This is a genomic window from Nocardioides sp. Z40_12 (assembly GCF_058215795.1).
Map to the genome: position 1 here is coordinate 13,481 of NZ_JBZAJA010000004.1, position 13,626 is coordinate 27,106.

At 72.9% G+C, this 13,626-nt stretch carries 13 protein-coding genes; 5 read left to right on the forward strand and 8 right to left on the reverse strand.

Features of this window, described 5'->3' with window-relative positions; genetic code table 11:
- Positions 1-33: 33 nt before the first annotated feature.
- Positions 34-1,620, reverse strand: a complete 1,587-nt coding sequence (gene purF, locus AC4BG9_RS08605) for an amidophosphoribosyltransferase (RefSeq protein WP_490570678.1) — start codon at positions 1,618-1,620, stop codon at positions 34-36.
- A 208-nt stretch (positions 1,621-1,828) separates the two neighbouring features.
- Between purF and AC4BG9_RS08610 the strand changes: the two genes are divergently transcribed.
- Complete coding sequence (locus AC4BG9_RS08610) at positions 1,829-3,577, forward strand: sensor histidine kinase (protein WP_490570679.1); 1,749 nt, start codon at positions 1,829-1,831, stop codon at positions 3,575-3,577.
- 12 nt (positions 3,578-3,589) lie between these two features.
- Here the strand turns inward: AC4BG9_RS08610 and AC4BG9_RS08615 are convergent, their stop codons facing one another.
- Genes AC4BG9_RS08615 through AC4BG9_RS08630 form a run of 4 tightly spaced genes read right to left on the reverse strand, consistent with a single transcriptional unit; the run spans position 3,590 to position 6,579 of the window.
- Positions 3,590-4,936, reverse strand: a complete 1,347-nt coding sequence (locus tag AC4BG9_RS08615) for a dipeptidase (RefSeq protein ID WP_490570680.1) — start codon at positions 4,934-4,936, stop codon at positions 3,590-3,592.
- Between the two features lie 16 nt (positions 4,937-4,952).
- Positions 4,953-5,762 (reverse strand): GNAT family N-acetyltransferase, encoded by an 810-nt coding sequence (locus AC4BG9_RS08620; protein WP_490570681.1) that lies wholly within the window; start codon positions 5,760-5,762, stop codon positions 4,953-4,955.
- Positions 5,763-5,765: 3 nt separating this feature from the next.
- Entirely contained in the window at positions 5,766-6,122 is a 357-nt protein-coding gene (locus AC4BG9_RS08625) for a sterol carrier family protein (RefSeq protein ID WP_490570682.1), read from the reverse strand.
- A 49-nt stretch (positions 6,123-6,171) separates the two neighbouring features.
- Positions 6,172-6,579 carry a hypothetical protein gene (locus tag AC4BG9_RS08630; RefSeq protein ID WP_490570683.1) on the reverse strand — a complete coding sequence of 136 codons (408 nt, stop codon included), beginning with the start codon at positions 6,577-6,579 and terminating at the stop codon, positions 6,172-6,174.
- A 55-nt stretch (positions 6,580-6,634) separates the two neighbouring features.
- Between AC4BG9_RS08630 and AC4BG9_RS08635 the strand changes: the two genes are divergently transcribed.
- On the forward strand, positions 6,635-6,895 hold the full coding sequence (locus AC4BG9_RS08635) for a hypothetical protein (protein WP_490570684.1): 261 nt from the start codon (positions 6,635-6,637) through the stop codon (positions 6,893-6,895).
- 15 nt (positions 6,896-6,910) lie between these two features.
- On the opposite strand, the gene AC4BG9_RS08640 is transcribed toward AC4BG9_RS08635, so the two are convergent.
- The 3 genes from AC4BG9_RS08640 to AC4BG9_RS08650 are packed head-to-tail and all read right to left on the reverse strand — an operon-like array spanning position 6,911 to position 11,147.
- Positions 6,911-7,843 (reverse strand): 2-hydroxyacid dehydrogenase, encoded by a 933-nt coding sequence (locus tag AC4BG9_RS08640; protein WP_490570685.1) that lies wholly within the window; start codon positions 7,841-7,843, stop codon positions 6,911-6,913.
- A gap of 11 nt (positions 7,844-7,854) precedes the next feature.
- Entirely contained in the window at positions 7,855-10,140 is a 2,286-nt protein-coding gene (purL, locus tag AC4BG9_RS08645) for a phosphoribosylformylglycinamidine synthase subunit PurL (protein WP_490570686.1), read from the reverse strand.
- 29 nt (positions 10,141-10,169) lie between these two features.
- Entirely contained in the window at positions 10,170-11,147 is a 978-nt protein-coding gene (locus AC4BG9_RS08650) for a peptidoglycan-binding domain-containing protein (protein WP_490570687.1), read from the reverse strand.
- A gap of 236 nt (positions 11,148-11,383) precedes the next feature.
- Here AC4BG9_RS08650 and AC4BG9_RS08655 point away from each other — a divergent pair, with 236 nt between their 5' ends.
- The 3 genes from AC4BG9_RS08655 (at position 11,384) to AC4BG9_RS08665 (ending at position 13,505) form a co-directional block, all read left to right on the forward strand.
- Positions 11,384-12,841: a glycoside hydrolase domain-containing protein gene (locus AC4BG9_RS08655; RefSeq protein WP_490570688.1), complete on the forward strand. Its 1,458-nt coding sequence runs from the start codon at positions 11,384-11,386 to the stop codon at positions 12,839-12,841.
- Between the two features lie 110 nt (positions 12,842-12,951).
- Positions 12,952-13,188 carry a hypothetical protein gene (locus AC4BG9_RS08660; protein ID WP_490570689.1) on the forward strand — a complete coding sequence of 79 codons (237 nt, stop codon included), beginning with the start codon at positions 12,952-12,954 and terminating at the stop codon, positions 13,186-13,188.
- 185 nt (positions 13,189-13,373) lie between these two features.
- Entirely contained in the window at positions 13,374-13,505 is a 132-nt protein-coding gene (locus AC4BG9_RS08665; protein WP_490570690.1) for a hypothetical protein, read from the forward strand.
- The last annotated feature ends 121 nt before the right edge of the window (positions 13,506-13,626 follow it).

Sequence of the window (13,626 nt, forward strand, 5' to 3'; positions counted from 1 at the left end):
CGGACGGGGCTGGGCTGAGGAGGGGGCTCGGTGTCACGGGCGGCGCAGGGCGTCGGCCGCGCCGGCGCCGCTCAGCGACGCGGTGAGGCCGTCGACGTCGGTCGGGCCGGCGACCGCGAAGCCGCCGCAGGCGTCCCCCGTCTTCTCCAGCACGCCCTTGCCACGCAGCGTCGGGTCGGGCAGCGCGATCGGGTAGTGACCGTCGAAGCACGCCCGGCACAGGTCGTCCTTGGGCACCGTGGTGGCCTCGACGAGCGTGTCGAGGCCGATGAAGCCCAGGGAGTCGGCGTCGATGGAGCGCTGGATCTCTTCGGTGGTCAACCCGTTGGCGATCAGCTCGGCGCGGCTGGCGAAGTCGATCCCGTAGAAGCAGGGCCACTTCACCGGCGGGGAGGAGATCCGCACGTGGACCTCCCGGGCGCCCGCCTCCCGCAGCATCCGGATCAGGGCCCGCTGGGTGTTGCCGCGGACGATGGAGTCGTCGACGACGACCAGGCGCTTGCCCTCGATGACGTCGCGCAGCGGGTTGAGCTTGAGGCGGATGCCGAGCTGGCGGATGGTCTGCGAGGGCTGGATGAACGTGCGCCCGACGTAGGAGTTCTTGACCAGGCCGACGCCGTACGGGATGCCGGACTCCTCGGCGTACCCGATGGCGGCCGGGGTGCCCGACTCGGGCACCGGCATCACCAGGTCGGCCTCGGCCGGGAACTCCCGGGCCAGCCGCCGGCCGATGTCGACCCGCACGCTGTGCACCCGCTGGTCGTTCATCAGGGTGTCGGGACGCGCCAGGTAGACGAACTCGAAGAGGCAGTGCTTGGGGGCGGCCTCGGCGAACCTGCGGGTGCGCAGCCCACCCTCGTCGACGGCGATCAGCTCGCCCGGCTCGACCTCGCGGATGAAGGAGGCGCCCACGATGTCGAGGGCGGCGGTCTCTGAGGCGACCACCCAGCCGCGCTCCAGCCGGCCCAGCACCAGCGGCCGCACCCCCTGGGGGTCGCGGGCGGCGTAGAGGGTGTGCTCGTCCATCCAGACGAAGGAGAAGGCGCCCTTGACCTGGGGCAGCAGCTCCATCGCCCGCTCCTCGACGGTGGAGTCGGGGTGGTGCGCCAGCAGGGCGGTGACCACGCTGGTGTCGTTGGTCGAGACCGGGACCCGCACGTCGAGGAGCCCCTCGAGCTCGCCGGCGGTGACCATCTCGGCGAGCTCGGCGGTGTTGATCAGGTTGCCGTTGTGGGCCAGCGCGATCGAGCCGCTCTCCGTGGGGTGGAAGGTCGGCTGCGCGTTGTGCCAGGTGCTGGCGCCGGTGGTGGAGTAGCGCGCGTGGCCGATGGCCAGGTGGCCGCGCAGGGACTCCAGCGTCGACTCGTCGAAGACCTGGGAGACCAGCCCCATGTCCTTGTAGACGAGGATCTGGCGACCGTTGCTCACCGCGATGCCGGCCGACTCCTGGCCGCGGTGCTGCAGGGCGTAGATGCCGAAGTAGGTGAGCTTGGCGACGTCCTCACCGGGGGCCCAGACGCCGAAGACGCCGCACGCGTCCTGGGGGCCCAGCTCCTGGGGGTCGAGGGCCTGGGAGAGACGACCGTCCCCACCCTTGCGCGTGCTGCTGGACTGGGCCACGGGTCCAGTGTACGGCGGAACGCGGGTGTCGCATGACACAGCCGAATATCGCGATCACGGGGTTGAGAACCCGTTCCGATGGGCACACGTGCGGCGGCGGCGTCAATGTTCGTAATCGGCCGCCCGCTCTCGGGAAGCGCCCTTACTATTCAGTAGGGCATTATCGCAAGAGCCGTACTGCGGCGTTGAGACCGGGAGAACCATCCGCATGAGCGAGACACACGCTGAGGCCGTGTTCGTCGACGCCCTGCACAACATCGCCGTCGGCGTCACCGAGGTGGTCGGCTTCGAGGTCGCCGCCATCAGCGTGGCGCGCGAGGACCGGACCCTGGAGATGGTCGCCGTCGCGGGCAGCATCGAGGCACGCGAGCAGCTGCTCGGCCACCGCACCCCGATCGACGAGATCGAGCTCGAGCTGGCGACCTCGGAGGAGTGGGGCGCGCTGCGCTTCGTCCCGCAGGAGCGGATGAGCCTCGACATCGAGACGCTCGGCTGGGTGCCGGACCTGGAGATCCCCAAGGACCCGGACATGTGGCACCCCCTCGACCTGCTGATGGCGCCCATCTACGACGACGAGGGCGTCCTGCGCGGCCTGCTCTCCGTCGACCTGCCGCTCGACCGCCGCCGTCCCGGCCCCGAGAAGCGCGAGGAGCTGCGCCGCTACGCCGAGCAGACCCGCCGCGCCGTCCTGACCGCCTTCGAGCGCGCCGAGCTCGCCGAGCAGGTGCGGCTGGCCGACGCGGCCCGGATGATCGTGCGGGAGGTGAGCTCGGAGCTCTCCATGGACCGGATCATCGAGGTCTCCCAGCCCGCCCTGACCACCGCCTTCAACTCCTTCGGCATGTGGATCCAGACCTTCGACGAGGACGGCGAGGGCAGCGGCGCGGTCTACGCCTCCAACGGCGCCGAGATCCGGCTCGAGGACGAGCTCAAGGAGATCGCCCGCGCGTCGGCGCGGATGCTGTGGAAGATCCAGGACGTCGTGGTGCTCAACGACGTCATCCCCGCGCTGGGGGTGATGTCGCCGGAGCAGGAGCAGCACATCACCGAGTTCATGAGGACCATCGACGTCACCTCGATGCTCTTCGTGCCGCTGGGCGCGGGCCCGGAGTGCCTGGGCAACCTGGTGCTGACCCGGCGCGGCGGCCGGCTGGACTGGTCGCCGATCGAGAAGCAGGCCGCCCTCGACATCGGTCACGACCTGGGCCGCGCCCTGCTCAACGCGCGCACCTTCGAGCGCGAGCGGCGCCTGATCGACGAGCTCCGCGAGCTCAACGGCTACAAGAGCCGGCTGATCGCCACGATCGCCCACGAGCTGAAGAACCCGCTGACCTCGATCCTGGGCCACGTGGAGATGCTGGAGTCGGTACCGGGGCTGGTCGGCAACGTGCGTGGCTCCATCTCCTCGATGGAGCGCGGGGCGGTGCGGATGCAGCGCCTCATCGACGACCTGCTGGTGCTCGCCCGGGTCGGCGACCCGCACGTGGAGTTCAAGCCGGTGCCGGTCAACGTCACCGACATCGTGCACGACGTGCTCGACCTGCTCCGGGTGACGCTGGAGCGCAAGGAGCTCAAGGTCGTCGTCGAGGCGCCGCGGGAGCCGGTGCTGGCGCTGGCCGAGGAGTCGGGCCTGGACCGGATCTGCGCCAACCTGATCAGCAACGCCGCCAAGTACACCCCCGAGGGCGGCACCGTGACCGTCTCGCTCGAGGCCAAGCGGCGCATCGTCGAGCTGAAGGTCTCCGACACCGGGCTCGGCATCTCCCCCGAGGACCAGGAGAAGCTCTTCCAGGAGTTCTTCCGCTCCACCAACCCGACCGCCGTCGCCCAGCCGGGCACCGGCCTGGGCCTGACCATCGTGCAGCGGATCGTCGAGCGGCACCGCGGCCGGATCACCTTCGAGTCGACCCTGGGCGAGGGCACCACCTTCACCGTCACCCTGCCGCTGGCCCGCTGAAGCGGGCGATCCTCAGCCGGCGAGCTCGGCGAGCTTGGCGAGCATCAGCGCCTCGGCCAGCACCACTCGCTCGAACTCGGCCAGGTGCAGGCCCTCGTTGGCGCCGTGCGCCCGGGTGTCGGGGTCCTCGACGCCGGTGACCAGCACGCTGGCCTGCGGGAAGGTCTCGAGGAACTCCGCGATGAAGGGGATCGAGCCGCCCACGCCCATGTCGACCGGGGCCGTGCCGTCCCAGGCCTCGGTGAAGGCGGCGCGGGCCGCGTCGTAGGCCGGGCCGGTGGCGTCGATCTGGGTCGCCTCGCCGGTGTCGACGACGGTGACGGTGAGCTCCGCACCCCAGGGCAGGTGCCGCTCCAGGTGGGCACGCAGGCACTGCGCCGCGTTGGCGGTGGTGTCGCCGGGGGCGATGCGCATGCTGACCATCGCCCGGGCGGCGGGCACCAGGGTGTTGGAGGCGCCCTCGACCCGGGGAGCGTCCAGGCCGGTGATGCTCAGCGCCGGCTTGGTCCACAGGCGCTCCACCGCGGAGCCGGAGCCGATCCACCCGAGGCCGGGGACGGCCCCGGACTCGGCGCGCAGCCGCTCCTCGGGATAGTCCACGTCGGCGGCGGGCCCGGAGTGGAGGCCCTCGACCGCCAGGTTGCCCTGGTCGTCGTGGAGGCTGGCGATCAGCCGGGAGAGGGTCATCAGCGAGTCGGGGACCAACCCGCCCCACATGCCGGAGTGGACCGCGTGCGTCAGGGTGCGGACCTCGACGGTGGCGCGGACCAGGCCGCGCAGGCTGGTGGTCAGCGCCGGGACGCCGATGTCCCAGTTGCCGGAGTCGGCGATCACGATCACGTCGGCGGCCAGCTCGTCGGCGTGCTGGCGCAGCAGCGGCACCAGCGTCTCGGAGCCGACCTCCTCCTCGCCCTCGATGAAGACGACGACGTTGACCGGGAGGTCGTCGCCGAAGATCCGCAGGGCGGCCAGGTGGGCGACGATGCCGGCCTTGTCGTCGGCCGCTCCGCGACCGTAGAGGCGGCCGTCGCGCTCGGTCGGCTCCCACGGCGGGGAGTCCCAGTCGGCGTGGTCGTTCTCGGGCTGCACGTCGTGGTGGGCGTAGAGCAGCACGGTCGGCGCGCCCTCGGGCCCGGACTTGTGCGCGATCACCGCCGGAGCGCCGTCGTCGCCGTAGCGGGTGACCCGCGCGGTGCAGCCCTCGGCCTCGAAGAGGGCGCGGACGGCCTCCGCGCTCCGCTCGACCTCGCCGGCCCGCTCCGGGTCGGCACTGACCGACTGGATCCGGACCAGGTCCTCCAGGTCGCGGCGGATGCCGGGGAGGACCTGCTGGACCTTGTCACGCAGCTGAGCAGTCATGCCCACCACGATACGTTCAGGGCAGTTGCTCGAGCTCGGTGGTCTGCTCGGTCCCCTCGAAGCCCAGCGACCGGTAGAGCCGGATCGCGTCGTCGTCGGCGTCGGCGACGATCACCAGCCGACCCGCGCCCAGCTCACAGAGCCCGTGCTCGCCGACCCGGTGGACCAGGCTGCCGGCGAGCCCCTGACGGCGGAAGTCGGGGTGGGTCTCCACGACCTGGAAGCGGGCCAGGTCGTGGGTGACCTTGAAGAGGGCTGCGGTGGCGACCAGCCGGTCGTCGAGGAAGGCGCCCCACCGCTGGCCGAGGCCCTGCTGCTCGAGGGCACGCTCGGCGGCGACGCGGCCCCGGGCGTAGGGCTCCACGGTGCGGCGCGACAGCTCGGTGACTGCGAGCGCGAGCGCCACCCGCTGCTCCCAGTCGTCGTCGCCGGCCAGCGGCCGCAGCACGGCGTCGGGGTGCGGGTGGGCCGGCGGCACCAGGGCGGTCGCGGTGAGCGCGACCGAGGTGCTCGCGGTCATCCCGGCGTCCACGAACTCGGCCAGCACCGGGTCGTCGCCGAGCGGCTCGGTGAGGTCGAAGGTGATCGAGCGGTGCCGCGACTGGGGGAACTCGGTGAAGCAGGCCCCCATCACCTCCCGGGCGCCGCCCGGCAGCGGCAGCGCGCGGAGCACCAGGAAGTTGCCCCAGTAGAAGTCGGGGTTGCCAGGGGTGCGGACCACCAGGTGGGTGCCACGGTCCTCCACTTCGGAGCCGCTGCGCTCGAGGAGCGCCAGCTCGGTGCGGAGGTGGAGGGAGCGCAGCGAGAGCACGGGCGAGGTGGGCATGGCTCAATCCTCCACGAGGGGCAGGTAGGGGGTGAGGTCGGCCCGCTGCCCGCTGGCCCGCAGCGAGCCCGCTCCCTCGGCGTCGGCCCAGTGGAGCTTGCCGGTGGCCAGCGCGACCCAGGTGGCGGCGTCCATCTCGACCACCGCGGGCGGGGTGCCGCGGGTGTGCCGGACGCCGGGGATCACCTGCACCGCGGCGTACGGCGGGACCCGCACCTCGACCGAGTTGCCGGGTTCCCGCTCGGCCAGCACCGCCATGAAGTGCTTGGTCAGCAGCTTGAGGTCCGCGGCCGTCGGCTCGGGACGGGCCAGCGCCTCCGCCACGGCTGCGGGGTCGGCTCGGCGGAGTCGGGCGGGCATGGCGTCGACCCTAGCCGTCGGGGCCGGGAGCCGGCGCGCGGAGCCCGCGTCAGCTCGCCCGCGCGAGCGGGAAGCCCGCCCGCGCCAGCATCCGCTCGACGCGCTCGCGCTCCAGGTCGTGCAGGGTGCCCGCGGGGAGCTCGCTGAGCCGCTCCTCGAGCTCGAGCACCCGGCACGCGGTGACCAGCACGTCGTCGTAGGCGGCCAGCCAGCCGCGCATCCGGGCGACGGGCGCGCCCGGTGGGGCCTGCTTGATCTCGGTGCCGATGCGCTGGGCGTCCGCCGCGATCCGCTCGATCGGCGGGTTGACCGGCGTGGGCGGCTCCGGGTCGACGAGGTGGAGCGAGCGGCCCACCCGCCGCGCCCGCTCGCGGTAGCGGGCCCAGTCGGCCAGCACCCAGACCAGACCGAGGACGACGGCCAGGACGACCAGCTTGATCACGAGGTCGGTGTCCATGTCTCGATGATGTGTCGTGCGCGGGCGGAGGACAAGGGCTGGCAGGATCGCGGTCGTGACCGCCTTCCTCGCCTGGACCTCGGAGCCGCCCGAGGACCTCGACGGTCCCTGGCTGGAGGCCAGGGAGATCGCGCCCGGACTGCTGGCCATCGAGAGCACCGAGACTCTCTCGGTCGTCTACCACGCCCTGAAGTGGGCGCTGCCGCAGGAGGCGGCCCTCATCGTGGTGCCGGCACCGCAGACGCCGAAGTCGCGCGGGATGGCACCGGGCACCACGACCTGGTTCCGAGAGCGGACGACGCCGCCCGGCCCGTGACCCGGTGGTGACTCGTCAGGCCCCGGCGGGGTCGTGCACCACGTTGCGAAGCGGGCGCCCGGCCACGTAGGCCTCGATCTGGGCGCGCGCCAGGTCCGCCATCCGCGGCAGCATCGCGGTGGTGCCGCCGGCCAGGTGCGGGGTGACCAGCACCCCGGGGGCCGTCCACAGCGGGTGGTCGGGCGGCAACGGCTCCGGATCGGTGACGTCGAGGGCGAAGGAGAGTCGTCCGGCATGGGCCAGCACGGCCTCGGTGTCGAGCAGCGGCCCGCGGCCGACGTTGACCACCAGCGCACCGTCGGGCAGGCGGGCGAGGAACCCGTCGTCGACCATCCGGCGGGTGTCGTCGGTGAGCGGCAGCACCACCACGACCACGTCCTGGTCCGGCAGCAGGCCGGGCAGCTCCGCGACGCCGTGCACCTCACCGAGCAGGTCGTCGGCCCTCGGGCGGCTCGCCACCGCGGTCACCACGGCCTTGCAGGCGAGCATGCGCTCCGCGATCGCCCGGCCGATGGAGCCGTAGCCCAGCACCAGCACCCGGCTGTCGGCGAGCGAGCGGCGCCCCAGGTCGCGGACCCCCCACTGCCCGCGGTCGCGCACCGCGTCGCCGATCCCCCGCAGGCTGGCCAGGGTGAGCCCGAGCGCCATCTCGGCGGTCGCGTCGTCGTGGACGCCGGTGGCGTTGCACAGCACCACGCCCTCGCCGTGCGCCGGCGACGGCAGCTGCGCGACCATCCCGTCGTAGCCGGCCGACTGCACCTGCACCACCCGCAGGGCGGGGAGGCCGGAGAGGTCCGGGAGCCCACCCGTGTCGTACGGCGCCACCACCAGCTCGACCTCGTCGGCGCGCGGCGGCGGGTCTGCGCCGGCCCAGACCACCACCTCGGCGCCCTCGACCTCGCCCACCGCCTCGCGCAGGGCCGGGGTGGGGAGGACGACGACGGTCATGGCCGGCCCCGTCAGCCCAGCACGGCCGGGAGGGTCGCCGCCCAGGCGTCGCGCAGCTGCGAGACGGGCACGCTGAACTCGCCGTCCACGGCCAGCTCGGCACCGCCGGTGACCCCCAGCCCGGTGAGGCTCACGCCGTGCCGCTCGGCCAGCACCTGCAGGGCCTCGGCCCGGTCGGCGGGTGCGGTGACCAGCACCCGGGCCGCGGACTCGGAGAACAGGGCCACGAAGGGGTCGCCGACCTCGCCCAGCGAGACCTGCGCGCCGATGCCTCGGCCGAACGTCGCCTCGGCCAGCGCCTGGGCCAGGCCCCCGTCGGAGAGGTCGTGCGCGCTGCTCAGCACGCCGCTCCCGACCGCCTCGGCGAGCAGCGCCGCCAGCGCGCGCTCGGCCGCCAGGTCGACGCGCGGCGGGATGCCACCGAGGTGGCCGTGCACGACGTGGGCCCACTCGGAGCCGGAGAGCTCCTCGCGCGTCTCGCCGAGCAGGAAGACCTGCTCGTCCTCGGCGGTGAAGTGGCTCGGCACCCGCTTGGTGACGTCGTCGACCACACCGAGCACCGCCACCACCGGGGTCGGCAGGATCGCGGTCTCGCCGGTCTGGTTGTAGAGGCTCACGTTGCCGCCGGTGACCGGGATCCCCAGCTCGAGGCAGCCGTCCTTGAGGCCGCGGCAGGCCTCGGCGAACTGCCACATCACGTCGGGGTCCTCGGGGCTGCCGAAGTTGAGGCAGTCCGACACCGCGGCCGGGCGGGCCCCGCCGGTGGCGACGTTGCGGTAGCTCTCGGCGAGCGCCAGCTGCGCGCCGGTGTAGGGGTCGAGCTTGGCAAAGCGGCCGTTGCAGTCGGTGGAGACCGCGACACCGAGGTTGGTGTCGGGGTCGATGCGGATCATCCCGCTGTCCGACGGCTGGGCGAGCACCGTGTTGCCGCGCACGTAGCGGTCGTACTGGTCGGTGATCCACGACTTGTCGCAGAGGTTGGGGCTGGCCACCATGCGCAGCAGGGTCTCGCGCAGCTCCTCGCCGCCGGCCGGCCGCGGCAGGGCCTCGGCACCGTCGGCCTGGAGGGCGTCCTGCCAGGACGGACGGGCGAAGGGGCGCTGGTAGGTGGGACCGTCGTGGGCCACGCTGCGCGGCGGGACGTCGACCACCCGCTCGCCGTGCCAGTCGATCTCCAGCCGTCCGGTGTCGGTGACCTCGCCGACCACGACCGCCTCGACGTCCCACTTGGCGCAGATGCCCAGGAAGGTCGCCACGTCCGCGGGCTCGACGACCGCCATCATCCGCTCCTGCGACTCGCTCATCAGGATCTCCTCGGGGGCCAGCGAGGAGTCGCGGAGCGGGACCCGGTCGAGGTGGACGTGCATCCCACCGTCGCCGGCGCTGGCCAGCTCGGAGGTGGCGCAGCTGAGCCCGGCGCCGCCGAGGTCCTGGATGCCGGCGACCACGCCGGCGGCGAAGAGCTCGAGGGTGCACTCGATGAGCAGCTTCTCCATGAAGGGGTCGCCCACCTGGACGCTGGGCCGCTTGGCGGGGCCGGAGCTGCCGTCGTCGTTGGCGTCGAAGGTCTCGCTGGCCAGCACGCTGACCCCGCCGATGCCGTCGCCGCCGGTGCGGGCGCCGTAGAGGATGACCTGGTTGCCGACGCCCGAGGCGTTGGCCAGGTGCAGGTCCTCGTGGCGCAGCACGCCGACGCAGAGAGCGTTGACCAGCGGGTTGCCGAGGTAGGTGGGGTCGAAGACCGCCTCGCCGCCGATGTTGGGCAGCCCCAGGCAGTTGCCGTAGCCGCCGACGCCGGCCACGATCCCGGGGAGCACCCGGTGGGTGTCGTCGGCGTCGAGGGGGCCGAAGCGCAGCGGGTCCATCACCGCGACCGGGCGGGCACCCATCGCCAGGATGTCGCGGACGATGCCGCCGATCCCGGTGGCTGCGCCCTGGTAGGGCTCCACGAACGAGGGGTGGTTGTGGCTCTCCACCTTGAAGGTGACCGCGTAGCCCTGGCCGATGTCGATGACGCCCGCGTTCTCGCCGATGCCCGCCAGCATCTTGCCGGCCGTGGTCTCCTGGGGCAGCTCGCCGAACTGCTTGAGGTGGACCTTGGTGGACTTGTAGGAGCAGTGCTCGCTCCACATCACCGAGTACATCGCCAGCTCGCTGCTGGTCGGACGCCGGCCGAGGATCTCGCGGATGCGCGCGTACTCGTCGGCCTTCAGCCCGAGATCGGACCACGGCTGGGACCGCTCGGGGTCCTGTGCGGCGACGGAAACGGTGTCGAGGTTCTCGAATGCAGCGGCCACGGGCCTCAGCGTAGGCGACCCGGGCGGGGTCACCCGCACGTGCCCAGAAGCACCTTCCAGGTGTCCCGGTCGACCCGACCGGTCACGGGCAGCCCCGCGTCGCGCTGGACGTCGCGGACCAGCGCCTCGGTCTCCGGGCCGAAGGACCCGTCGACGCTCACCTCGAGTCCCACCCCGCTGAGCAGCACCTGGACGTCGGAGACGGCGACGCCGCGGCCCACCCCCGCCCCCTCGACGCCCAACGGCCCCAGGTCGGGGAGCTTGCGGGGGGAGATCAGGCAGGCGCAGGCCAGGCGCGGACCCGCGTCGGGAGCCAGCTGGCGCACGTGCACGTCGCTGCCGCCGATCTCGTCGCGCCGGCGGCACGCCGCCCGGGAGCTCCGGAAGGGCCCCTCGTAGGCGGCGACCGCGCCACTCGTCGCCGAGGCCTCCGCCAGCGCCGCCGCTAGCGCCTCGCAGCTGCGGGGCACGGAGGTCGCAGCCGGCGTCACCAGCACGTACTCACCGGTGCACTCCGCCGGGACGAGATCCTCCGCGGGCCCGCCGTCCTGCTGCTCGGACTCGGGCTTCTCCGACCCCGGCTTCTCCGACTCGAGCGGCGACTCCTCGGACGCGGACTCGGCGGGCGCGGCGGGCAGCCCCGCGCCGGGCTCGACCACCCGGGACGCCGGCTCCCCGACGAGGAAGTGCCAGCCGCCGACCAGCAGGGCCAGCACCACCGCCGTCACGCAGACGGCGCCGAGGATCCTCAGCCCGCGACGTGCCGGCCCGACGGAGCCTCCGTTCCCACTGCTGCCGCCGCTGCCGAGCCCAGCGACCGGGGCACCCTCACTGGCCGGCACGTGCTCGGAGACGTCCGAGAGACCCGGGTAGACCCGGTCTGCGGTGTCGTCGGCCTCGTCGGGCACCGGGGTCTGGAACCACAGGAGCGCGCCGCAGGTGGCGCACGTGGGCGCCAGCTGCTCGGGGCCACCGCAGTGCGGGCAGGCCGTCGTGAGCCGCTCCATGGTCCCCCCCTCACCAGCTCCGGACCGGGTCCGCCCCCGAGGACCGCCGGCTGCGGCGCCGGCCCTCCTGCCGGGCGCCGGGCGCCAGCGTAGGTGAGAACCCGGTCCGGGAGCCCGCACGTTCCATCCCCTGAGGCGCGTGGCGGAACTCCCCCGGTGTAGTTCGCGGCGAAGCCTGTGACCAGTGTGACTGCTGAGGTTAGGGTGCCCAGGACTTCCCTCGTTCTGGAGACCTCATGCGCCCCATCCGCCGTCCCGCCCCGCTGACCGCCGGCCTCGCCGCGCTCACCCTCACCGCCGGCCTGCTGGCCGCCGCCTCCCCGATCGCCGGCGCCGACCCGGGTCCGGCCTCTGCCGCCCCGGCTGCCCCGGCCGTCGTGCCGGCCGGCGACCCCGCACGCGCCACCGGCGTGGCGACCGCCGCGAGCGACGGGACCACCGGCGGGGCCCGGAAGAAGCAGAACGTGGTCACCCCCGGGGACTTCACCGGCTACGGCTTCGACCAGTGCGTCGCCCCCACCCAGAAGGCGATGGACGCCTGGCTGGAGCACTCCCCCTTCCTGGCCGTCGGCATCTACATCTCCGGGGACTCCCGGGCCTGCCGCACCCAGCCCAACCTCAACCCCACCTGGATCGCCACCCAGCTGGCCAAGGGATGGCGCCTGCTGCCGATCGCGCTGGGCCCGCAGGCCTCCTGCGAGCCGCGGTTCCCCCGCTACAAGGACGACTTCAAGATCTCCCCCGCCCCCGGCGACGGCACCTACCCGACGGCGCGCGCCCAGGGCGCCACCGAGGCCGACAAGAACGCCGACGACGCCGCGGCCTACGGGATCACCCCGGGCAGCACCCTGTGGTACGACCTCGAGGGCTTCGACCTCGCCAACACCCACTGCCGGGAGTCCGCGCTGGCGTTCGTCCACGGGTGGGTGGAGCGGATCGAGGCCCGCGGCTACGTGAGCGGGTTCTACTCCAGCGCCGGCTCGGGGATCAAGATGCTCGACGACGCCCGGACCGAGCGGCCCGGACAGTTCCGGCTGCCCCAGCGGATCTGGATCGCCCGGTGGGACGGCCTCGCCAACACCTCCACCACCTACATCGGCGAGGACGGGTGGCGTCCCGGTGGCCGGGTCAAGCAGTACCTCGGCGGTCACAACGAGACGTGGGGCGGCGTCACCATCAACATCGACAGCAACTACCTGGAGCTGGGCCGGGGCAGCGTCGCCGCCCCGGAGACCCGGTGCGCCGGGATGCGGACGACCTACCCCCGCTACCACCTGCTCAAGCCGAAGAAGGCGAACCCCAAGCGGGTCAAGATCCTCCAGTGCACCCTGGCCGAGCAGGGCTACTACGCCCACCGGATCAGCGGCAAGTACACCAAGCGGACCCGAGTCGCCGCCATGGCGTTCCAGCAGGCCAAGGGCCTGACCCCCTCGCCGAAGTTCCGCAAGCGTCACTGGGTGGTGCTGCACGCGACCGGCGACGCCCCCGTGCTCAAGGTCGGCTCAGCGGGTGCGGCCGTCTTCCGCCTCCAGCGGGCGCTCAACGCCGCCGGGGCCGGCAAGCTGGCCGGCACCGGGGTCTACGACCTGGCGACCGAGGCAGCCGTCAAGGCCTACCAGGCCCGGCGCGGGATCGCGGCCAGCGGGATCACCAACGCCGCCACCTGGTCGCAGCTGCAGAAGGGCCGCTTCTGAGCGGCGCCTGCGGGCGGACGGCTCAGAGCCAGACCGAGCTCCTCACAGACGGCCGCGACACCCTCTACACCCCGAAGGGCCGCGCGGTCACCCCCGTCACAACCGTCCTCGTGCTCGCCCTGGCGATGTTCTACGCGGCGACCATGACCGTGGCAGGGCGCGTCATCGGCGAGATGCTGCACGGCAATGGGTGGGTCTGGGCGCTGGCGGCGGCCGCGCTGTTCGCGGTGGCCGCGCTGGGGCTGGGTGTGCGCGCCGTCCGTCACAGCCGCGCAACCGTCAAGGAGCTCGCCGGCATCGGGTACACACGGGCGTCCTACCGGGCCGCCTACGCCGCTCAGGGCTGACACGGCACCCCCCGCGACCGGAGGCGGGCAGGAGGCCCGAGGTCCTCAAGAGCGACTACTGGATCCAGCTCGGGCGCCCCGGGACGAATTCGGAGACCGCCGTATCTTGCTATGTGTTCGTCAATCCTTTGCTTATCGGGAAGTGGAAGGAGGTGGCAGCAATGGAGAAGGCTGTAATTCGTGACGTGGGTGAGCACCTGGACACCCTGCTCGAGAGCTGGGGTCCTGACCTGGAGCAGGACGACCTCGGCCGCGTGACCATCCCAGGCCACAACAACATGGTCGCGCCCACTCAGTTCACGTTGAGCGCCGAGTGAACAACCGCGTGTGAGTCACCGCAAGAGGCCGGGAAGATTTTGCTCCCTCCCGGTCGACCACGGGGCTCGCGGGTGCGGTCGGAGGACGGTCCCAGGGGTCTGGACGGGTCCTTCGGCTCCC